Origin of the sequence: Synechococcus sp. CC9902, assembly GCF_000012505.1 — a bacterium.
Taxonomy (GTDB): domain Bacteria; phylum Cyanobacteriota; class Cyanobacteriia; order PCC-6307; family Cyanobiaceae; genus Parasynechococcus.
The window spans coordinates 1,304,036-1,323,196 of record NC_007513.1 but is presented as its reverse complement, the minus strand read 5'-3'; the positions used below and the strand labels follow the sequence as shown (position 1 = coordinate 1,323,196).

The 19,161-nt window shown below is 53.0% G+C and carries 22 protein-coding genes; 11 read left to right on the top strand and 11 right to left on the bottom strand.

What is annotated here, in order from left to right; all coding sequences use genetic code 11:
- Window positions 1-123: 123 nt before the first annotated feature.
- Window positions 124-900, bottom strand: coding sequence for a metal ABC transporter permease (locus tag SYNCC9902_RS06855; RefSeq protein WP_011360153.1), 777 nt, complete (start codon window positions 898-900; stop codon window positions 124-126).
- A complete protein-coding gene (locus SYNCC9902_RS06850; RefSeq protein ID WP_011360152.1) occupies window positions 893-1,588 on the bottom strand; it encodes a metal ABC transporter ATP-binding protein in 696 nt (231 codons plus the stop codon). The genes SYNCC9902_RS06855 and SYNCC9902_RS06850 overlap by 8 nt, the downstream gene beginning before the upstream one ends.
- A 124-nt stretch (window positions 1,589-1,712) precedes the next feature.
- On the opposite strand from SYNCC9902_RS06850, the gene SYNCC9902_RS06845 reads away from it, so the two are divergent.
- From SYNCC9902_RS06845 to SYNCC9902_RS06835, 3 genes are all read left to right on the top strand, one after another.
- Window positions 1,713-2,606, top strand: coding sequence for a metal ABC transporter substrate-binding protein (locus SYNCC9902_RS06845; RefSeq protein ID WP_232179190.1), 894 nt, complete (start codon window positions 1,713-1,715; stop codon window positions 2,604-2,606).
- A 53-nt stretch (window positions 2,607-2,659) separates the two neighbouring features.
- Window positions 2,660-3,739 carry a hypothetical protein gene (locus tag SYNCC9902_RS06840; protein ID WP_011360150.1) on the top strand — a complete coding sequence of 360 codons (1,080 nt, stop codon included), beginning with the start codon at window positions 2,660-2,662 and terminating at the stop codon, window positions 3,737-3,739.
- Window positions 3,740-3,918: 179 nt separating this feature from the next.
- Entirely contained in the window at window positions 3,919-4,425 is a 507-nt protein-coding gene (locus SYNCC9902_RS06835) for a hypothetical protein (protein WP_198001725.1), read from the top strand.
- An 87-nt stretch (window positions 4,426-4,512) separates the two neighbouring features.
- Here SYNCC9902_RS06835 and SYNCC9902_RS06830 read toward each other — a convergent pair whose 3' ends face one another.
- The 3 genes from SYNCC9902_RS06830 to SYNCC9902_RS06820 are packed head-to-tail and all read right to left on the bottom strand — an operon-like array spanning window position 4,513 to window position 7,449.
- The gene (locus SYNCC9902_RS06830; RefSeq protein WP_011360148.1) at window positions 4,513-5,832 is read right to left on the bottom strand and encodes a hypothetical protein; all 1,320 of its coding nucleotides are present in this window, start codon (window positions 5,830-5,832) and stop codon (window positions 4,513-4,515) included.
- Window positions 5,829-6,482: a TIGR03943 family putative permease subunit gene (locus SYNCC9902_RS06825; protein ID WP_011360147.1), complete on the bottom strand. Its 654-nt coding sequence runs from the start codon at window positions 6,480-6,482 to the stop codon at window positions 5,829-5,831. Before SYNCC9902_RS06825 ends, SYNCC9902_RS06830 begins: the two co-directional genes overlap by 4 nt.
- Window positions 6,483-6,492: 10 nt before the next feature.
- Window positions 6,493-7,449: a permease gene (locus SYNCC9902_RS06820; RefSeq protein WP_041425440.1), complete on the bottom strand. Its 957-nt coding sequence runs from the start codon at window positions 7,447-7,449 to the stop codon at window positions 6,493-6,495.
- Window positions 7,450-7,544: 95 nt separating this feature from the next.
- Here SYNCC9902_RS06820 and SYNCC9902_RS06815 point away from each other — a divergent pair, with 95 nt between their 5' ends.
- Window positions 7,545-11,240 carry a hydantoinase B/oxoprolinase family protein gene (locus SYNCC9902_RS06815; protein ID WP_011360145.1) on the top strand — a complete coding sequence of 1,232 codons (3,696 nt, stop codon included), beginning with the start codon at window positions 7,545-7,547 and terminating at the stop codon, window positions 11,238-11,240.
- A 99-nt stretch (window positions 11,241-11,339) separates the two neighbouring features.
- Window positions 11,340-11,663, top strand: coding sequence for a hypothetical protein (locus tag SYNCC9902_RS06810; protein ID WP_011360144.1), 324 nt, complete (start codon window positions 11,340-11,342; stop codon window positions 11,661-11,663).
- A gap of 49 nt (window positions 11,664-11,712) precedes the next feature.
- Here the strand turns inward: SYNCC9902_RS06810 and SYNCC9902_RS06805 are convergent, their stop codons facing one another.
- Together SYNCC9902_RS06805 and SYNCC9902_RS06800 are read right to left on the bottom strand one after the other, a co-directional pair.
- Window positions 11,713-12,048, bottom strand: coding sequence for a 4a-hydroxytetrahydrobiopterin dehydratase (locus SYNCC9902_RS06805; protein ID WP_011360143.1), 336 nt, complete (start codon window positions 12,046-12,048; stop codon window positions 11,713-11,715).
- Between the two features lie 236 nt (window positions 12,049-12,284).
- Window positions 12,285-12,770: a hypothetical protein gene (locus tag SYNCC9902_RS06800; RefSeq protein WP_011360142.1), complete on the bottom strand. Its 486-nt coding sequence runs from the start codon at window positions 12,768-12,770 to the stop codon at window positions 12,285-12,287.
- A gap of 156 nt (window positions 12,771-12,926) precedes the next feature.
- On the opposite strand from SYNCC9902_RS06800, the gene SYNCC9902_RS06795 reads away from it, so the two are divergent.
- The 3 genes from SYNCC9902_RS06795 (at window position 12,927) to SYNCC9902_RS06785 (ending at window position 14,952) form a co-directional block, all read left to right on the top strand.
- Entirely contained in the window at window positions 12,927-13,169 is a 243-nt protein-coding gene (locus SYNCC9902_RS06795; RefSeq protein ID WP_011360141.1) for a hypothetical protein, read from the top strand.
- A 139-nt stretch (window positions 13,170-13,308) separates the two neighbouring features.
- Window positions 13,309-13,797, top strand: a complete 489-nt coding sequence (locus tag SYNCC9902_RS06790) for a DUF411 domain-containing protein (protein ID WP_232179189.1) — start codon at window positions 13,309-13,311, stop codon at window positions 13,795-13,797.
- A gap of 327 nt (window positions 13,798-14,124) precedes the next feature.
- Entirely contained in the window at window positions 14,125-14,952 is an 828-nt protein-coding gene (locus SYNCC9902_RS06785; RefSeq protein ID WP_011360139.1) for an SDR family NAD(P)-dependent oxidoreductase, read from the top strand.
- A 4-nt stretch (window positions 14,953-14,956) separates the two neighbouring features.
- Here SYNCC9902_RS06785 and SYNCC9902_RS06780 read toward each other — a convergent pair whose 3' ends face one another.
- Complete coding sequence (locus SYNCC9902_RS06780) at window positions 14,957-15,445, bottom strand: septal ring lytic transglycosylase RlpA family protein (protein WP_011360138.1); 489 nt, start codon at window positions 15,443-15,445, stop codon at window positions 14,957-14,959.
- A gap of 215 nt (window positions 15,446-15,660) precedes the next feature.
- On the opposite strand from SYNCC9902_RS06780, the gene SYNCC9902_RS12710 reads away from it, so the two are divergent.
- Window positions 15,661-15,828 carry a hypothetical protein gene (locus SYNCC9902_RS12710; RefSeq protein WP_011360137.1) on the top strand — a complete coding sequence of 56 codons (168 nt, stop codon included), beginning with the start codon at window positions 15,661-15,663 and terminating at the stop codon, window positions 15,826-15,828.
- A 98-nt stretch (window positions 15,829-15,926) separates the two neighbouring features.
- Window positions 15,927-16,082: a hypothetical protein gene (locus SYNCC9902_RS12495; protein ID WP_156771093.1), complete on the top strand. Its 156-nt coding sequence runs from the start codon at window positions 15,927-15,929 to the stop codon at window positions 16,080-16,082.
- A 44-nt stretch (window positions 16,083-16,126) separates the two neighbouring features.
- Here the strand turns inward: SYNCC9902_RS12495 and SYNCC9902_RS06775 are convergent, their stop codons facing one another.
- From SYNCC9902_RS06775 to SYNCC9902_RS12490, 3 genes are all read right to left on the bottom strand, one after another.
- On the bottom strand, window positions 16,127-16,609 hold the full coding sequence (locus tag SYNCC9902_RS06775; RefSeq protein ID WP_011360136.1) for an ureidoglycolate lyase: 483 nt from the start codon (window positions 16,607-16,609) through the stop codon (window positions 16,127-16,129).
- Between the two features lie 143 nt (window positions 16,610-16,752).
- Window positions 16,753-17,028: a hypothetical protein gene (locus SYNCC9902_RS06770; RefSeq protein ID WP_041425040.1), complete on the bottom strand. Its 276-nt coding sequence runs from the start codon at window positions 17,026-17,028 to the stop codon at window positions 16,753-16,755.
- Entirely contained in the window at window positions 17,025-17,273 is a 249-nt protein-coding gene (locus tag SYNCC9902_RS12490) for a DUF3721 domain-containing protein (RefSeq protein WP_232179188.1), read from the bottom strand. Before SYNCC9902_RS12490 ends, SYNCC9902_RS06770 begins: the two co-directional genes overlap by 4 nt.
- A 72-nt stretch (window positions 17,274-17,345) precedes the next feature.
- On the opposite strand from SYNCC9902_RS12490, the gene SYNCC9902_RS06760 reads away from it, so the two are divergent.
- Window positions 17,346-18,992 (top strand): hydroxysqualene dehydroxylase, encoded by a 1,647-nt coding sequence (locus SYNCC9902_RS06760; protein WP_369776097.1) that lies wholly within the window; start codon window positions 17,346-17,348, stop codon window positions 18,990-18,992.
- The last annotated feature ends 169 nt before the right edge of the window (window positions 18,993-19,161 follow it).

Here is a 19,161-nt window from a genome sequence, read left to right as displayed (position 1 = left end):
GAGTGGTGCCATCTTTTCTCTTCCCTATGTATACAATTTGGCCTAGGGTTTGTAATTATTCGAGGTGTGATTTGTTCAACTATCAGTAATTATCGCTTGTCTTCGCCATAATAAAATTATTATTCAGAATCTTTTTAAAATAAGAGCAACCATGCAGAGGCTTCCGATCACTGGCCCTGGAGGTAGATCGACAGCAATTGCGAGCATCATTCCCCCACTTGTTAATGCCAAGCCAGTGGCAGCTGACTTCACCATTAATTGTTTAAGGCTGGTACTTTTTTCGATGTGCATCAGAACTGGTGCGCAAAGTAAAGCAATGACAAGTATGATTCCTACTGCAGTTATGGCACTGATGATGACTAATGCTGTTATAACAATTGCTATGAATCGAATTTGTGTTACCGGTCGCTTGGCTGCATAGGCCCCATCAGGATCTACACCAATAAATACTAAATCTTGATAGCGGGTAATTAGTAATAAGGCCAGTGCAAATGTTGCCACCAAGGTTCGGGTTAAGTCACTACCACTTGCAGCGAGAAGATCACCAAATAGAATGGTTTCAAGATCAACTCTGGTTTGAAGTAGTGGTACCAGAAGTACTCCAAGAGCCGTAAAGCCTGCTAAGACAGTATTCATCGACGACTCTTCTCTACCCTTAAACCTCTGATTAAGCCGTTCTGCTACTAGGGCACCAAGTAGTCCACTGATTAAACCACCGACTGTTGGGTCAATGCCAATTGCTAAGGCTATTACTAAACCTGGCAGTACTGAATGAGCCATTAAATTGGCTAGCAGTATGCGTCGTTGGGTGATCAGTAATGATCCTGTTGCTGGACAGATTATACCAATTAATAGAGATAAGATAAGTGGAAGAAGCCACCAAAGTTGAGTTTCATCCACAGCAATGGCTCCCCATCATGCATGTCATATCACTTAGTTTCTCGCGGACTTCTGATGGCGTTCCATCAGCTAATAATTTTGTGTCAAGCACCAGAACTTTGTCATAGCTATCGAGAGCACTTCCCCAGTCGTGGCTGCTGATCAACAATGTTTGCCCTGCATCAGCTTGTTCTCGCATGACGGACAGGAGATGTTCACGAGTTGGCGGATCGATTGCGCTACACGGCTCATCGAGGAGGATGACTCCGGTTTGTTGCATCAAGGCTCTTGCTAGTAAAACGCGTTGTTGTTGTCCTCCAGATAAGTCACTGAGTCGTCTGTGAGCCAACCTTTCCATGCCCACTCGCCTTAGGAGTTGTTTCGCTAATAACCCTCCTGGTTGATGGGAGTGATTTCTTCCGCCTAAACGCACCATCTCATTGACGGTGATTGGAAACGTCCAATCAATGGAGGCTCTTTGCGGCATGACGGTAATACTGCTGTTGCATTCCACGTGTCCGCTATCTCTTTGCAATCGCCCTTGTAAGAGGTGCAGCAGGGTTGATTTGCCAGCCCCATTTGGCCCCACGAGTGCCGTGAGAGTTCCGGGCTTGAGTTCAAGGGTGATGTTGTCAATGATCTGCCTATCGCCGTAGCTAAAGCAGACGCGTGACGCGCGTAACCCTTCATTGTTGGCAAGGGCGGACATTGTCACGAGCTCTGTGGGTGCAATTGGAAAGCCGGTTGAAAGGTGGTTGCGGGAATTCGACGCGCTGAAAGAATGATAACCATTCTCGCTGTTTTGTCACATGCGTCGGTCCTCTTGGATTGCGTTGGGCTCGTTGCCGTCGCTCGTAGCGATCTCCCTTGCCCATCTTCCTGTCCAAGCGTCGCAACCATCTGTCGTCGCTGTCGATGGAACTCTTTGTGATTTGACTCGTACCTTGGCCGGAACAGCTATCCGTGTCACCTGTTTGATCCCACCCGGTGGTGATCCCCATGGTTATCGGCTAAAGCCGAGTGATCGACAAGCCTTATCGAAGGCAGATCTTGTTGTTCATGTTGGCTTCAATCTCACTCCTTCTGCTAAGCAAATCTCTGTTCCAGGCCCTGTTGTTGCTGTAGGAGAGGTGGCATTGCCTTCGTATCAAGGCAACGATCCTCATGTTTGGCATAATCCCGCCAACTCGGCGGCCATGACGTCTGTGGTTGCCGATCGTCTCTCACCTCTCCTATCCGGTGATGCAAGTTCGTCATTTGCTACACGTGCCGCTCGAGCCCTGAGTGTGTTGAACGACCTTGGCATTTGGGCTTCCGTTCAATTCGAAAAATTACCTGCCAAAGAAAGAGTGCTGGTAACTGACCATCAAACTTATAGCCATCTTGCGTCCCGATATGGCCTTAAAGAAATCTCGATGCTTGATAGTTATACAACAGGCGGTGCATTAAAGCCCTCAAGCTTGAATGCAATTACAAGAGCTGTTACGGGTTCTGGTGCAAAGGTGATCTTCTCATCCTATTTACCTGCTAATAAGTCTTTAAAACGTATTAGTAAGCGTTCGGGTCTTCCCATTGCCTCGACTCCTCTTTATGGAGAAGGGATTGCACCCGGTGAATCTGCAGTTTCTACAGCTACCAAAAATGTTTGTGCAATTTTGAAGGGCCAGGGTGCAACTTGTGACCAAGCTGCTGCAACCGCCCTCGCTAATCGTTGGGCTTCTATTTGATTCTTCTCTCTTCAATTTCACGTCTCCTCTCGAACTTTTACCTGTCTTTTCTTATGTCTCGCAAACGCACTCTTCTTCTAGCCCTGCTTCTCCTGCCGTTGATTCAAGCCAGGCCATCTTTTGCCCATGGCTCCCATGGTGGCGGTGGCGATGTACCCGAATCTGGTGAATTCGAATTTACGCCTGTCGTGACTCTCGAGGGGCATGGTGGCTTTGAACAGAATCTCGACGACAAACCCAAGCATTACGCCCTTGATGGATTGTTTGGTGGAGTGTTCCTGTGGGGTTTAGGTTCCGGTGGCAGTTTGTCCATTGAGGCTGCCGTTGGACCGTCTTTTGTTTGGGGCGAAGCGGAGCACTTTTACGGCAAGGTCCATGTTGATGATCATGACGACCATGATGATCACGATGATCACGATGATCACGATGATCATGACGATCACGATGATCACGATGATCATGACGATCACGACGATCACGATGATCATGACGACCACGATGATCACGAAGACCACGAAGACCACGAAGACCACGACGATCACGCCGGCCATGACCATGCCGGCCATGACCATGGAGATACGTCCTATAAACGGACCGATGTCCGAGGGTTTCTTCAGGTTCGGTATGCACCGAACGATCGCCTAAGTGTTTCTGTTGATTGGAAGCCCTATTACGTCACTAAAGATCAAGGGGATGACATCCAGGGTCTTAAGAATGAAATTGGTGCGGAAGTTGTCTGGGCACTCGGTGACGGCGATTTGAATTTCTCGCTTGGTGATGGATTGGAAAGTCTTGCTGACGGACTCTTCCTTTCGTTAGAGCATCGTCAGGGTTGGGAATCTGACGGGACTTGGATGGGGAACTATACGGACCCTCGTCTTGGGTTTGGTTTCATCATCGGTGGTGATCAAATCAGTGTGAAGCTTGATGGCGGTCCGCGTTTCTATACACCTGGGAGTTACTCAGGATTGAAGCAGCGTACTGATTTTGCTGGAGAATTAGAGGTATCTGTACCCGTTGGGAAAGCCGTACTATTTGCCCATTGGCAACCGACGTATAGCTCGGTGAATGCACCTGGTTGGGGTGAAGGTTGGCAGCACCATATCGGTACTGGCGTCACATTTAGCTTCTAGTTTCGTGACTTAGCCAGCTCCCTTTTTTGATCGAAAGCCGCGCGTTTAACCACTCGCGGCTTTTTGTTGTGGAGTTATGTTGTTTTCTATATGGTTTGATTAAAAATAATTGTGTTTAATTGCATTCTTCGGGTCTTTTTGCCATCTTGGATATCCTTTAGATGCTCAATTTATTCTTGATGAACGAATCTGGCTCCATGGCTTCTTCGATGGAAGCTACAACGATTGGTACCTGGTCTCGCGTGCGTAAAAGAAATCTGCCTAGTAAGGGTAGAAAATTTCAATACACTTGGGACTTTTCAGATGGTGAATCTGGATTTATCGTCCAAAATAAAGCTAAAAATAATAAGCAGTTTCAAATGTATTTGGATGCTAATGATGATGGAATTTTGAATCGATCCGATCGTTTGGTTGTTGGTGGAAAACTCAGCCAGGGGTTTCGTAAAACGAAGCGTGGTGATTTGATCGATTTTGCAAGCTCAGCCTTGATTACTGCCAAACCCTATGAAGAGGGTAGTGCTGCCCATGATCACAGCAGCCATGATCACAGCAAGATTTCTCCCCTTGGCATCAATGAACTGGGTTATGAGCATCTAAGCTTTTTGAATTCTGAGATGACTCAAGTGTTCCATGACCATGGTGCAGCCCATGCCCATGCTCATGCTCATTTTCAAGAGATGATTTAAGCAATATATTTCGTTGTTGTGCTATTTAAAAGTCCCTTCCTCATCATTGATGGAGGGACCTCCTCTTTGTCTATCTTTTTCGAAATGTCATGGATTTAGTAGCTGGGCTTCTTCCACGTCGATCGGGATAATTTTTTTCCACTGAAGTGTTGCTGCATCGATAAAGGCCGGATTGGCTGAGTTCTGCCCCTTTTTGCTCACGGTGAGTAGTAATCGCTTGCCCACGGGATCCAATTGAAGTGGTGTTCCCCCCTTCATCCTCCATGGGGCTAGGAGCCGTCTATCGATTTCATTGCCCTTGCTATCCATTTTCAGGATCGTGTGCTGTGCCCAATCTCCAGTCCATGTTCCGATCACCGCCCAGATTCGCTCCCCCTTTGCATCACAGGCCACACCCAAAACAGCTTCTTCCCCAAGCCAAAGTTGACGGGGTGCCCTTCCCGGAAGAATGAGTTCGATCGAGCGTCGATAGTCCGGCCAATGACGGATCAACAGGGCTCGTCCGGAAGCTGCGCAGAATGTGCCCAATTCGCGATTGCCCGGTAGGGATTGAACGGAATTGTTTTTGTTGATCAAGGGTTGCAGATTGATGCCGTTGTATGTGGGCACCACCAAACCTCCCCCTCCTGGAAGAAGCTCCATTGGTCCGGCAGAGCGTACGTTGATTCGTTGACGTTGACCATTGGCTAAGAACAGCTCGTTCTTTTCGCTATCCGGTAGAAAACCACCGGTTTGGATGAGTAGGTCGCCATTGAGGTTGCTGCTGAGATGAGCGAACAGAACGTTCCCTTTCGCCAACCTTTGAATCGTTTGGGGGCTAGGCGGTGAGAGTGAGCTGTGCTTTTGGCTGATGCTGTTCGGTTCGAGTGGTTGCAGCCAGATCTGCTCCGATCGGTTGTCGTCGCTTGCCACCATGGCGATACCACGACCATTACCGAGCGGAACCACCTTGTTCAGCCGTGTCCATGGGGGACCGATTGGTGTCCATTCGCCTTGTCGATCCTGCAGCTGTAATTGTTGTCCGTTTTGCGTGGTTCGGTTGATTAGCAGCCATGGTCTGGGATCCCACCACCAAGTTTGTGGCTTCAGCCCTTGGCTTCTGAGATCGTGGCCTGCCAGCTGGAGCTCAATGGGCTCAGCAATGGCCTTGGTTGGATTGAGGATTAACCGCAATTCAGCATGGTTGCCGATCCAGCGATGGCGAAGTGCAGGCTTGAGATCGCTCTGTGCCTTGACGGTTTTCAGTTCCATTGGCCTGCTGAACCGCAGGTCGAGGCCAGCGCTCCCGGAATGAATGTGCTGTGGCCTGAGTTGTACTAGCCGAGGTGGTAATCGCAGCAAGATCTGCTGCTGTGCCAACACCCCTGCAGTTGCAAGTCCAAGGAGGAGACCCAGCCGTTTGTTCATGGTTCAAGAGGCCGCTTGGGGCGGGATATCGAAGTGATCGCTTTGGGCATCACCACTGCAACCCTCTTCTCATCAAGCGTGGTCACCACCATCTCCCCCTGGATTGACAACCATTGGTTGGTGTTTGGAATGAACCCCTCTGGCCAATGCACCGGTAAGCCGGCTGGGGTGGCATCGGCCAGACAACACCGCACGGTCAGGCGGGCAATCAGCGGTGGTCCGCTTTGCTGTGTCCAAACAAAGCCGCTGATGTTGACTGGGTTTCCGTCCACGAGATCGGGATCTTGTTGACTTCGCAGGAGTCGAACCCATTCCGTCAGGGTTCGTTGTTCTGGTGGTAAGACGAAGGCAAGTTCAGGGGGCTCCGGCAATCCTTGCGGTCGGCTTTCGGCGAGATCACTGAAGGATGGATTGGGCGGTACGAGTAAGACAAGGAGTGCAATGGCTGCACTGCTCCACCAGGCCCATGGCAACCGTTCATATCGACCGCGCTGGCGGATTAACAAGACAACTCCCGCTAGGAGCAGCGCAGCTCCCGAGATCCCAACCAGGCCATGGAACACGCCACGAAGGAGCAGGTCGAGGCGTCCGGAGATGACGCTCCAGAGCACAATCCAGCCCCAAGTAATCAGAAGTGCGCCTCGAATCATGTCTTGCCCCTCACAGCCGCCAGAGATTGACCCATTGGCCGATCAGGAGCACGCCAAGGCTGGCGGCCATGGCCGTGATCGCAATGGCGCGCGGACGCATCAAAACAGTGAACAGTCCGGCCAGTTTTAGGTCGACCACTGGCCCAAGAAGCAGGAACGCCAGCAGTGCACCGGGGGTGACCTGCGCTGCAAATCCCAACGCTAAAAAGGCATCGACGCTGGAGCACACCGACACCACCACGGCCAACAGCATCAACGCCAAAATTGATCCCGTTGGGGCACCACCCACGGCCAGCAACCAACTGCGCGGTAGCCAGGTTTGAACAAGGGCAGCGATCAGGCATCCCAGCACCAGCAGAGCCAAAAGATCCAAAAATTCCCGACTGCTCTGGTCCAGCACGTCCATGGCTCTGGGACGAGTGGGCTCTGCTGGTGCAATTTCCCCGATGGGATCACCAATTAAACCGCCACTGCGTTCCAGCAGCCCAATCTTGCTTAGGGGTTGGCTCATCCTTCGTTCGCTGAGTAAGGCGGATTCCAGCAATTGGGTTTCCGGCAGCTGAACCAGCAGCAAGCTCAGCAAAACGGCAATCACAAAGGCCCCCAGTGGCCGTGCAATCAACAGCCAGGGTTGATCGGGGAAAGCAGCCCAGGTGCTCGCCAAGACAATTGGGTTGAGAACCGGCGCTGCAAACAGGAAGCCAAAAGCTGTACCCATGGGAGCACCGCTGGCCAGGAGCCTTCTGGCAACTGGAACGTTTCCGCATTCGCAGGCCGGTAAGGCGAATCCCATCAAGGCCCCTGTGATTGGAGCTATCAGTGGATTTTTGGGAAGCCGTTGGACCCAAGCGGTCTGGGGAACGAGCCAGCGCGCCAGCCCTGCAATCGCAACTCCCAGCAAGAGGAAGGGAATGGCTTCCAGCAGGAGGCCCTGGAAGATCGCCCAGGCGGTGGAGAGTTTCTCCAAGCTCTGCGGCAACAAGGTCTCTTCACCATCTCAGGTCGTTTGCGAAATGAAAAGCGGCAAGGCTTCATCCTGGATTGCAGATAGCTCTGGGCTCGATGGCTGCTTGGCGCTTTTGGGTGGATCGCGGCGGCACCTTCACCGACCTGATCGGCTGTGACCCGAACGGGATACTGCACATCCGAAAAGTGCTCTCCGAAGGGGTTGAGGGAGATCCAGCCGTACAAGCGATGCGCGAGCTCATGGGGATCCCTAGCGGGGAACCCATTGGGGCCGCACAGATTGAGAGCGTCCGGCTGGGGACCACAGTTGCCACGAATGCCTTGTTGGAGCGTCGCGGTGCACCGTTGGTGTTGCTCACCAACAGCGGATTGGCTGATCTACTGCGCATCGGGGATCAACATCGCGCTGATCTCTTTGCGTTAGTTCAGTCGGAGCGCCCATTTTTGGCGAGTGAGGTGGTCGAAGTTCCAGGCCGTTTGGATGCCCATGGCGCTGAGTTGGAGTCGGCCCTCTGGAACGACGACTTACGCAACCGACTTGCGGATCTTCGGGGCCATGGTTTTGAGGATGTGGTGGTGGCGTTGTTGCATGCCCAACGCAATCCTGCCCATGAGTTGCAGTGCGCCAATGAACTGAAGACAGTGGGTTTCTCCAGGGTGGTGTGTTCCCATCAGGTCAGCGTCAAGCCACGCCTGGTGCCCCGTGGTCAGACGGCGCTGGTGGAGGCGGCTGTAACTCCGCTGCTGCATGGTTATTTGCAACAGGTGCAAACGGCGCTTGGCTCATCGACGCCCGTCCGGGTGATGACCTCCAGTGGAGCCTTGCAATCCATCAAGGACCTGATGGCTAAAGACACCATCCTTTCGGGCCCCGCTGCCGGGATGGTGGGGGCGATCGCAGCGGCGCGGGCCTCCGGCTTTGAGCGATTGCCCGTCTTGGGGTTCGATATGGGTGGAACGTCGACGGACGTGTTTTGTGTTGAGGCGGCTGAAGATGCGGCCTTGCGTCTCGTGCAGGAGCAAACCGACATCGCTGGCCTCCAACTGTTAGCGCCGCGCTTACCGATTGAAACGGTTGCTGCTGGTGGGGGGTCGGTGCTGCAGAAGGATGGCGATCGCTTGCGGGTGGGACCACGCTCGGCGGGGGCTCGGCCTGGACCCGCTTGCTATCGAGCGGGAGGGCCACTCACGATCACCGATGCCAATTTGCTGCTGGGGAGGCTTCAGCTTCATCGTTTCCCCAGCGTGTTTGGTGAGCAGGGCGATCAACCACCCGACCTTGGGGTGGTGCAACAGCAGTTTGGGGCGTTAGCAAACGATCTGGGCCAACGCCCGGAGCAGCTGGCGGAGGGGGCTTTACAGCTGGCGATCGAGCGAATGGCTGCCGCGATTCGTCGTGTGTCCCTGCATCGCGGGCAGGATATCCGTGGCGGCGTGTTGGTGGCCTATGGCGGTGCCGGTGGACAGCATGCTTGCCGGCTGGCCGAGGAACTTGGACTCGCTTCGGTATTGCTGCATCCCATGGCTGGCGTGTTGTCTGCCTACGGGATGGGACAGGCCCGCCAACGTCGACGGATGCAGCTCCATTTTGGAGCTGAGCTCTCGGACGCGGTGCTTGTCGAGCTGTTCCAGCGGGTTGATGAGCTGACGCAAAAAGCCCTTCAACAGTTGATCGACCGGGGGGATGGAGTGGATGGCTCCCAGAACCAAGCCGTGGTTTGGCTGTCTTTGGAGCTGCGTTATCCCGGTGCTGAGCAGACCCTGATGCTGCCGTTCGAGAAGGGGGTGAAGCCATCTGCATTGATAACGGCATTTCAGGAAAGGCATCAGCAGCGCTTTGGCTACTGCATCCGTTCTGAGCAATTGTTGATTGTGGAGATGCTCAATGTGGAGGTGGTCGCCCCCCAACAGTTTCAACCGCCAGAGAGGAACGCCACCGCTCGCCAATCAACTTGGGATGGAACGCCCCAGCGCGTACCTATGCATCTACGGCGCACGGGTTGGCAGAGCGTTGCCTTGTTCGATCGGGACACGTTGCCCGTTGGGATCTGCATCGAGGGGCCTGCCCTGATCGCTGAGGCCACGGGTTGCGTCGTCGTGGAGGACGGTTGGACGGCGCGGGTGGATCGTGTCGACGCCTTGGTCTTGGAGCATGGGCTGATCACTGGTTCAGAGGCTGAAAAATCAGAGGCTGAGAAGCCAGCGTTGAAGCAGGACGATCCTGTGCTGGCCGAGTTATTTCGCCATCGCTTCATGGCGATCGCTGAGCAAATGGGGGAGCGCTTTCGCCAGACGAGTCGCTCGGTGAATATCCGCGAACGGCTTGATTTCTCCTGTGCGTTGTTTGATTCCCACGGTGGGCTGGTCGCCAATGCACCGCACATTCCCGTACACCTCGGTTCGATGGGAGACAGCGTGCGTGATCTGCTCGAGCAGGTGGCGGCTGGCGCGGTGCTGCCGTTGCAACCTGGCGACACCCTGTTGAGCAATGACCCGTTCCATGGCGGTACACATCTCCCAGATATCACGGCGATTACACCGGTGTTTTGTGGTGGGGTGACTCCCAGCTTCTTTGTGGCGAGCCGCGGTCACCATGCGGATGTTGGTGGGATCAGCCCCGGTTCGATGCCGTCGTTCAGCACAAGCATTGATGAGGAGGGTCTGTTGCTGCGCAATCTGTTGTTTGTACGTGATGGTGCGATCAACATCTCAAGCTGGGAGGCATCCTTCCGAGGGATGGCGATCCCGCCACGCAATCCGCAGGAATTACTCGCCGACTTGCGGGCGCAGGTGGCCGCCAACCAGGCGGGTATTGAAGGGCTCCAACGCTTGGTCGAACGGGAGGGAGAAGCGATGGTGCAGCAACAAATGCAGGGGTTGCAAGATCACGCGGCCGACTGTGTTCGGCGTCTGATTTCTGATTTGGCTGATACGAGCCATGCGCTGCAGTTGGATGATGGCGCCACCCTGGCGGTGCGGATTGGCGTGAACCGCGATCCGAATAACCGCGATCAACAGAAACTTCTGCTGGATTTCCATGGAACATCGCAGCAACAGCCGGGGAATTTCAACGCACCGCTTTCGGTTACCCGTGCGGTTGTGTTGTATGTGATTCGTTGTCTTCTCGACGACGACATTCCACTGAACGAAGGTTGCTTTGCTCCGTTGGAGCTACGCGTTCCGCAGGGTTGCCTATTGAATCCGGAGGCTCCTGCCGCCGTTGTCGCTGGGAATGTGGAGGTGTCCCAAGCCCTTTGCAACTTGCTGTTTGGTGCCTTTGGTGTGCTCGCTGCGGGTCAGGGCACGATGAACAACCTCAGCTTTGGCAATGGCCGTTGCCAGTACTACGAAACGGTGGCTGGTGGGGGTGGCGCTGGCGAGGGATTTACGGGATCGATTGGTTTGCAATCGCACATGACGAACTCCCGACTGACGGATCCTGAGGTGTTGGAAGCCCGTTACCCAGTGCGTTTGGAACGTTTTGGAATCCGCTCCGGCAGCGGTGGTGATGGCTGCTGGCGTGGCGGTGATGGACTGGAGCGCACCATCCGTTTCCTCGAACCGATGAGCCTGTCCCTGATCAGTGGGTCACGGCGAGTGGCGCCCTTTGGACTCGATGGAGGATTGAGCGGTGCTTGCGGCGAGAATCAGTTGATTCGTGCCGATGGAACGGAAGAGCGATTGCCTGGTTCGGTTCAGTTGGAGCTCAAGGCTGGGGAGGCGATCCAAATGTTGACGCCCGGTGGTGGTGGTTATGGAGCATCCGTTCAGGCTGGGGATCGAGCTGATTGAGGCTTCAATTGCGTTGAGGGCGCAATCATTGTTTTGGTATTAAGGCTGCGCGCCTTACGTGCTGTTTTGGCGCAGTCTGTTGTTAGCGATGTTTGTTGTATGGCATTTCTGCAAACCCTTCAAAGCAGTCTGCTCCGATACAACTCTCCGGTGAAATCAAACCGGGACGAGTATTTCAGTTGTGCTCGCGATTTGGTGCTGGCCCAATTCCAGCTGGCTGACCAGGAACTCACGCAACGGCTTTGGCAGCATGTTGCTGATCGAAATCTCGATGTTGATCGCATTATTCATTTGATGTATCGCTGTCGTTTTCACGATGATGACGAAACTTTAAAGGAGGCTGATGATGCTTTTATCGCTCACGGCCGTCAACAAACCAGCCATGCAAGTGATATGACTGTTGGTGTTTTTGAGCACTGTTAAGACTTAACGATGGGATGAAGTATTGCGGTGTAAGTCGGTCTTGCTCTGCTCAGAATTGCGAGGATGTGATTCCCACAAATTTTGCCGCGAGCACCAAATCAGCTTGCGTTAATCCATTCACTTTATGGGTGTAAATCGTGGCATCAGCACGTCCCCAGCCGAGGCTGAATTCAGCGTGGTGCCCTTCCTGCTCGCAAATCCGACCTGCTGCATTCACCCAATCAAGTGCACTTTGAAAGTCTTTAAACCGAAGTGTTCGGCTGAGATGGTGGTTGTCGATAACCGACCATCCGGGGAGTTCCGGCAGTGCCGCCTCGAGTTCCGTGGCGGTAAGTGTGGGAGCACCGATTTGGCATGGCGTACATGACTGATGCGCTAAGTCCAAAATGTACCGGTGGATCTGTGGTCACTTCTTAGTCTGCATCGCATGGACGATTTTGATCCCATTTCGATCTCGCTCTTCTGCGTTGCTTTGGCATCAACGGCCACGGTGCTGTTGTACGGAGCTACACGGACAACGCGTCATGAGATTCAACGAACCCAAATGCGTCGTATGCGAAAAAGGCTTAATCGGATGTTTCCGGGCCAAAAGAATTAAAAAACGGTTGGCGGTTGGGATCTTTAAAGGGTTTCTGGTCGAAGCCGGCTTGGGCGATAAGCAATCACAAATTGTTGATGTGTTGTGCCGTCGTGTTTAACAGCAGTGATGAGGTCTTCACCGGTGTTCCACACCCATATTTGTTCATTCTGTTTTGGATCCATTGAGCTGGTGCTGAGCGGAGATCCGTGGCGAGCACGAAGTCCTGCTAACACTTCCGTCATGTCGTCGATGGCGAATTCATAGGCCAACGACTGGAGGCCGGCGTCTGGGGTGAGATCAAATGTCACTTGCGACACGGGCAGCCGATCCAGCATCACGTTGCGCGCGAAGAAGCGCTCTGGATGCGTTGTATTGGCTTGATGGACCTCACCGAGATGAGCGTGAACCTGGTCGAGGGGCATGCCCCACTCCAATCCTTCAACGCAGGCTTGAGCGGGCTGGATTCCCCAGAGGATGAGCAGCGACGCCATCAGGCTGATCAGTGCTGCTTGCAGTCGGTTCAGCATCACAGCCTTGTTCTTATCTCCATACTGCCGAGGGGAGTTACCAGGTCGTTAAAAAGAATCTGGAAGAAACAGGGTGCATGTGTCCGCTGTCGGGGAGATCAGGGCATGCTTTTCAAAGCTTGATTGAAGCGTTAGAACCTTGATCCCTCGTAGTCAATGACGCTCGATGATTTAAAGGCTGATCTCACGTCTCGCCTGGGAAAGACAGTCGACTCTCTCTGCACAAGAGATGGAATAACTGCGTTGGCCATCGAAGATTTATATCAACCATCACCGGCGGGGTTTGGCGGAAAGTTGTTCTTGAAGGATGGCTCACAATTCGCTTGGGAGCTTTGGCTTGAAGATGGTGAAAGCTGGAATTTTCATGCAAGACCTATGGGCGGAGAGGAGCTCGAATGACTGGCTTTGTTGGATGCTTTTATGGCCTTTGCTCCTGAACACCCCGAAAGGAATTCAGTAGTCCGATGCAATAAATTTCATGGCTAATTTGATTTTATTGAGTCAAACAAATATGCTTTTCCCCTGGTCTCTCCCAGCCTTGACTAATTGTGTGACAACACGATTGCGAGAATGTTTGATCTGGATTATTGCAACTTTGGTGGTGGCTTCTGGGTGTCCTGCTGCGGCAATGGCTGCCACGACTGCTGAGAAGGTTGTGGTGTTTCGTTCAGCCTATTGCGAATGTTGTGAAGCATGGGAATCCCACATGGCTGAGGCTGGATTTGTGGTTCAAGACCATATCGCTGACGACATCGACGGTATTAAAGAAGCAATGGGAGTGCCGGCAGAAGCGGTCTCGTGCCACACCGCGAGTGTGGCCGGTTATGTCGTGGAGGGTCATGTTCCTGCGGCATCAATCCAACGGATGCTGAGGGAGCGATCTGAGATCAAGGGTCTGGCGGCTCCAGGGATGCCCATGGGTTCTCCTGGGATGGAGGTTGATGGGATGACTGCCGATCCTTTTTCTGTTTTTTCCATTGCTAAAAACGGCACGATGGTTGAATTTGATTCTTATGGGTCGAACTGAGTGTGGATTCGATCTATTCAATTGGCCGACAATCTTTGGTTTGAGTTCTACTTGGTTGGAATAATTTGGTCTTAGACTGTATTTCTATACTTCGTCAGTGTCTTGCTAAAAACCTCAATTGCTGAGCGGTGTCTGTTTTAAACCTAATCAAAATTTTGCTAATTCTTAAAGAGATGATTGGGATCACTCTCCGTTGAAGGCCTTGCCTTTGCTTAATTCTTCTGGGGCGTCAAGGGGCCAATCCTTCGGGTTTGGCGTTGGGAAATCAAGTTGGAGTCGTCAGACCTCTTGTTCTCGCGCCAGAGTGAATCGCTTGAAAGGGTCGTTATGGCAGATTCCCGCCGCACCGTTTTGATCACCGGTGCGTCCAGCGGCATCGGTTGTGTCACCGCGCATCTGCTGTTGGATCAAGGTTGGAACGTGTTTGCTGCAGCAAGGCGTCAGGGGGCGATGGACGAGCTTCAACGTCGTGGAGCTGTCGTTCTTCCCCTGGATGTTGCTGACGCTCAATCCCGGGAAGATCTCGCTGCAGAGATTCACGACAGGACCGGTGGACGGCTGGATGCCTTGGTTAACAACGCTGGTTATGGGGAGGTGGGACCAATGGAAACGATGGCGTTGGAGCGGGCCCGATCCATGTTCGAAGTCAACGTGTTTGGGTTGATGGGCCTTACTCAGTTGGTTTTGCCCGCCATGCGAGATCGCCGTCGTGGCCGCATCGTCAACGTGTCATCCATTGCTGGTCGTTTCGCGACTCCCGGCGCCGGCTGGTACTGCGCCAGTAAGCACGCCGTGGAAGCGATCAGTGATGCCATGCGTCTCGAGCTGCATCAATTTGGTATTCAAGTGGTGCTCGTGGAGCCTGGTTTAATCCGCACCGGATTCGAGCAGGCATCGGCCGAGTCGATGGATCAGGGGGGGAAGGATCCTGTTTGGGGAGAGATGATGCGACGGGTGGCCGCCGGATGGGCTGAGAGCTTCCGCAAGGGTTCAGACCCCCAGCTGGTGGCACGAACCATCTCAACGGCGCTTGAAACCAATCAGCCGAAATCTCGCTATTTGTGCGGAAGTGAGTCTGAGGCGGTGCTGCTTCAACCGTTTGTGCCTGCAGGGCTCTGGGATGTTTTGGTGAGAAGGCGCCTATTTGGCTCCTAATTACTTAATCAATGACTTCAAGTCTGACGTTGATTTCGCCGGCATGCATCATGTTTAATTCACTTGCTGCACCGTGGGCGAGATCAATCACGCGGTGATATTTAAATGGGCCTCTGTCATTGATTCTTACATTAACGGATCTTCCATTTTCTAAATTGATCACGCGAACAATTGTTCCAAAGGGAAGAGTGCGATGTGCGGCCGTTAAAGTTCCTTTCCGAAATATTTCACCGTTGGCTGTTCGGCGTCCATAAAAGCCAGGCCCGTACCAACTCGCAACTCCAATCCCGAGATGTTTGATGTTGAATGCTGGATTGTTTGGTTCTTGGAGGTAAGACTCTTGAAAAATAGCTTTTACCAATAGTTTGGATTGTGTTCGCTCTGAGATTGGCTGTGATTGATGCATGACTTGTTCGACAACGAATTCTTCGCGAGAGGGGCTGCCGAAGGCTGGTGCTGCAATTAAGAGGAGCAGCAGGAGTCGATCCTTCACGCTGAGCTAATGGAAAGATTGCCCTAACCGTATCGATAATCACTTGATTGACAATCCATCGATCATTATTTCCTACCCCTTGAAATTGTTTCAAGGCTTACTTTTGTGTGGCACTATTTTTCGAAATGCTGATTTACAGGAGAGAGTGTTGCCTGTGTTACTGATGGTTGGTTGTGTTCTTGGTTTCATTTATTCATTGAATTCCTGGGATTGAGATGCATCAATCAGAAATCAACAATTGGATTCGTGTTGCAGCACAGTTGGAGGCTGCTGGTTTGACAGAAACGATGTTTTATCAAAGAGCTCGTGCGATTTCCCTCGGTGAACCAGATCCATTGCAGCGCTTTGGAGTTGAAGCTAATGTCGATCACAACGGGCTCTAATTGTCGCGAACCTTGTAGTGATTACTACTGAATCGCAATGAGGCTCTCCACAGCGACTGCCTCTTTTTTCTAATATCGATTCATCGCAAAAATTGCCCATGACGATTCCATTTGGTGAGGTCCCTGAGGCTGAGCGTGATGAGCAGATCGGGTTTTGGTGGAAAGACCGCCTCGAATTACTAGTGGACGAAAAACGGCCAAAGGATGCTCGTGCGTTGTATCTTGAGTTTGAAAATGATTTGCAGCCTAGCTAATAAGATTGATTCGGATGTCCTTCGTTCTCATTTGTTTGATCGACTCAATCGCTGCTGAGATTCAATTTGAGTTTCTTTTTGAGAGGTTGAGAATTGTGGTCTATGAGATTAGTGTCGCTTAATTCAAGGTTGAAAAATAGGGCAGTTGGAGCGACAAAGTATGGACCCGCGTGCCAAGTGCCTTGATGCAGTTTCACGGCCTCACCGGGTTCGACTCTCACCAATTTCACGGTGCTGTCGTCGAGCTGTTCGGATCGAAGCTTTGCTGCAGCTACGGCTAGCCACCATGGTTGGGCATCCGCAGATCCCAAGCATTGGGTTGCCTGGCTGTGTCGAGTCATGCTCCCGAGTACTGCCGCGCGTCGACGAAGACGCATCACGTAGTAGCGCAAATTGTCACCGTTGAACTTCAGTTCGGCATCACAGCTGCTGTGGGGTGTCATATCGTCAATCGGCAAAATCGCAGTGCCAAACTGTTCAAACTCGCATTGATGCAGGCTCCGGGCGGTGACTGTCTCCATGCTCATGCTGTTGGGATTTAAATACGAAAGATGAGGCCGATGTTTGTAGGAAGCCTGATTTATTTTTGCAGGCTGTGCTCAATCTTGATGAGTTGTTTATTTTGAACTTGGCTTCTGGTCTAATGATTTTTTTGTTCAGAATTGCAGGCTTAGGTGTTTGGTCTCAGGAGTAAGGCAAGGCCTGAGATGCTCACCAGGATTGTGAGAATCCCTAACACGATTGGGTAAAAGGGCTGAAGGTTGAACCATCCGAATTGTCCGGTATGAATTCTGAGTAACCAAAAGGCGTCGATATTTTGTTCGAGCAGAAGGCTGTACAGCGATCCTGTCGCTGCCGTGATCAGCAAGGGGGCGGCGGCTAGAGGAACCACCCATCGGTGGAGGCGCCTGGCTCGGCGTTGGGTGGATGTGGATCGACCTTTCATTGGCGTCTCATCTGTTGATGCAGTTCACGTTCATTGGCACAGGGCATCCAGCGGCCTTTGTTTTGGTGAGCCTCAGTGCAACCAATTTTTTCAGCTTGCGTGAGTGCTTCAGCTTCACTTGCGTAGATCCCTTTGCCATGGGCCTGAGCTGGTGATGACATTGCTGGGGCAACCATCAGAGCAACCATGATTGCTGTGTACGGGTTGATTAAGAGGCTGAGCGGTCGTTGCTTCGCGATCGTCATGGCGCCCAAAGCGATTGCTAACTGGTTGGTTTTAAGTATCAAACCATTGATCAATGTCCTTAGCTTGGGCTGATGCAACACAGCTCCATGGCCGATCGAGTTGGTTTCGGCAGCGGGCAATCCCACGTGGTGGTTATCGGGGCTGGCTGGGCAGGTTGGGGTGCGGCAAAAGCTCTTTGTGAATCCGGTGTTCGCGTCACCTTGATCGATGGGATGCCTGATCCAACCGGCAGCGAGCCCGTCACGACCGCGAGCGGCAAGCCGTTTGAGGCCGGTACTCGGGGCTTTTGGAAGGACTATCCCAATATCAATGCGCTCACTGCTGAGTTGGGTCTCAGCAACGTGTTCACCGAGTTCACGACTAGTGCGTTCTGGTCGCCTGAGGGGCTGGAGGCGACGGCTCCTGTCTTCGGGGATGCCGCTGCGTTGCCGAGTCCTTTGGGGCAGGCCTTTGCAACGGTCAATAATTTCAAGCGCCTACCCGTTCAGGATCGACTCAGTATTGCGGGCCTGCTTTACGCAATCCTCGATCTCAATCGCAGCGATGCGGTCTATCGCAAGTACGACGGTATTAGTGCGCTGACGCTGTTCCAGCAGCTCCGCATCAGTAACCGCATGATTGATGACTTTCTGCGGCCGATTCTGTTGGTGGGCTTGTTCAAGCCGCCTGAGGAGCTGTCGGCAGCCGTGACGATGGAGCTTCTCTACTACTACGCGCTGGCGCATCAGGATTCGTTTGATGTGCGCTGGATCAAGAGCAAGAGCATTGCGGAGCAGTTGTTAGCTCCCCTGAGTGAGCGGCTTCAGGAAGAGCATCAGCTGCAGGTGATCGGCGGCACATTGGCTACTGGACTCAACATGTCCACCGACACCTGCAGCGTGCGGTCAATCGAGACCAGATCGATAGCAACTGGAAGTCGTGGTGTCATCGACAACGTCGATGCCGTGGTGTTGGCCGTAGGTGCCAAGGGGATGGGGGCGTTGATGGCCCACTCGCCGGAGTGCGCGGCGCTCACCCCAGAGCTGGTGCGGGCCGGCAACCTCGATGCGATCGATGTGGTGTCGGTGCGTTTGTGGCTGGATCGCACCGTTCCGGTCGCCGACCCCGCGAATGTGTTTTCGCGGTTCAGTGCAATGAAGGGAGCTGGAGCCACGTTCTTCATGCTGGATCAACTGCAACATGAAACGGAGCAGGCGCTCTGGGGGGATCAGCCCGTGCAGGGTTCGGTGATCGCCAGCGACTTTTACAACGCCTCCGCCATCGCTGAACTCAGTGATCAGGAGGTTGTCGATTGCCTGATGCAGGATCTCCTGCCGATGGCGCATCCCGCCTTCCATGAAGCTGTGGTTGTGGACTACGAGGTGCGGCGTTACCCCAGATCGGTGTCTCTCTTTTCGCCAGGAAGCTTTAGTCAGCGGCCTCCACTAGAAACCTCTTTGGCGTCCGTGGTCTGCGCTGGAGATTGGGTACGGATGGGTGTGAGAGAGCACGGAGCCAAGGGCCTTTGCCAAGAGCGTGCCTACGTATGCGGGCTGGAAGCAGGTAACTCACTGCTTCGCCGCGGGATCGTGAAAGGCACTCACTTATCTGCTGTTCAGCACTCAGTACTCCCTATCCGAGCCGATGAACCGCAAGTGGTGCTTGGCCGTGCGCTTAACAAACTGATGATGGATCCGATCGAATCCCTTGGGATTCAGTGGCCCTGGCTGTCGAGCTAATTGGTGTGCTGCGACAGGGCTCAGCCCATAAAAAAGGAAGGCCTCCCCAGACCTTCCCAAGTACGACGCATCCCCGTTCCCTCAGGGACCTAATTATTTTTATGTATCCTTCTGAACTTTTTTGTAAGGACGGGTACCAATCCAGGTTTTGCCGTGGATCTCAGGGCAA

Bases quoted from the DNA above. Each gene is read 5' to 3' on its own strand.
- SYNCC9902_RS06850 (WP_011360152.1), bottom strand. From the start codon at position 1,588: ATGTCCGCCCTTGCCAACAATGAAGGGTTACGCGCGTCACGCGTCTGC.
- SYNCC9902_RS06840 (WP_011360150.1), top strand. From the start codon at position 2,660: ATGTCTCGCAAACGCACTCTTCTTCTAGCCCTGCTTCTCCTGCCGTTG.
- SYNCC9902_RS06835 (WP_198001725.1), top strand. From the start codon at position 3,919: ATGAACGAATCTGGCTCCATGGCTTCTTCGATGGAAGCTACAACGATT.
- SYNCC9902_RS06830 (WP_011360148.1), bottom strand. From the start codon at position 5,832: ATGAACAAACGGCTGGGTCTCCTCCTTGGACTTGCAACTGCAGGGGTG.
- SYNCC9902_RS06825 (WP_011360147.1), bottom strand. From the start codon at position 6,482: ATGATTCGAGGCGCACTTCTGATTACTTGGGGCTGGATTGTGCTCTGG.
- SYNCC9902_RS06815 (WP_011360145.1), top strand. From the start codon at position 7,545: ATGGCTGCTTGGCGCTTTTGGGTGGATCGCGGCGGCACCTTCACCGAC.
- SYNCC9902_RS06810 (WP_011360144.1), top strand. From the start codon at position 11,340: ATGGCATTTCTGCAAACCCTTCAAAGCAGTCTGCTCCGATACAACTCT.
- SYNCC9902_RS06800 (WP_011360142.1), bottom strand. From the start codon at position 12,770: ATGCTGAACCGACTGCAAGCAGCACTGATCAGCCTGATGGCGTCGCTG.
- SYNCC9902_RS06795 (WP_011360141.1), top strand. From the start codon at position 12,927: ATGACGCTCGATGATTTAAAGGCTGATCTCACGTCTCGCCTGGGAAAG.
- SYNCC9902_RS06785 (WP_011360139.1), top strand. From the start codon at position 14,125: ATGGCAGATTCCCGCCGCACCGTTTTGATCACCGGTGCGTCCAGCGGC.
- SYNCC9902_RS12710 (WP_011360137.1), top strand. From the start codon at position 15,661: ATGCATCAATCAGAAATCAACAATTGGATTCGTGTTGCAGCACAGTTG.
- SYNCC9902_RS12495 (WP_156771093.1), top strand. From the start codon at position 15,927: ATGACGATTCCATTTGGTGAGGTCCCTGAGGCTGAGCGTGATGAGCAG.
- SYNCC9902_RS06775 (WP_011360136.1), bottom strand. From the start codon at position 16,609: ATGAGCATGGAGACAGTCACCGCCCGGAGCCTGCATCAATGCGAGTTT.
- SYNCC9902_RS06770 (WP_041425040.1), bottom strand. From the start codon at position 17,028: ATGAAAGGTCGATCCACATCCACCCAACGCCGAGCCAGGCGCCTCCAC.
- SYNCC9902_RS12490 (WP_232179188.1), bottom strand. From the start codon at position 17,273: ATGACGATCGCGAAGCAACGACCGCTCAGCCTCTTAATCAACCCGTAC.
- SYNCC9902_RS06760 (WP_369776097.1), top strand. From the start codon at position 17,346: ATGCAACACAGCTCCATGGCCGATCGAGTTGGTTTCGGCAGCGGGCAA.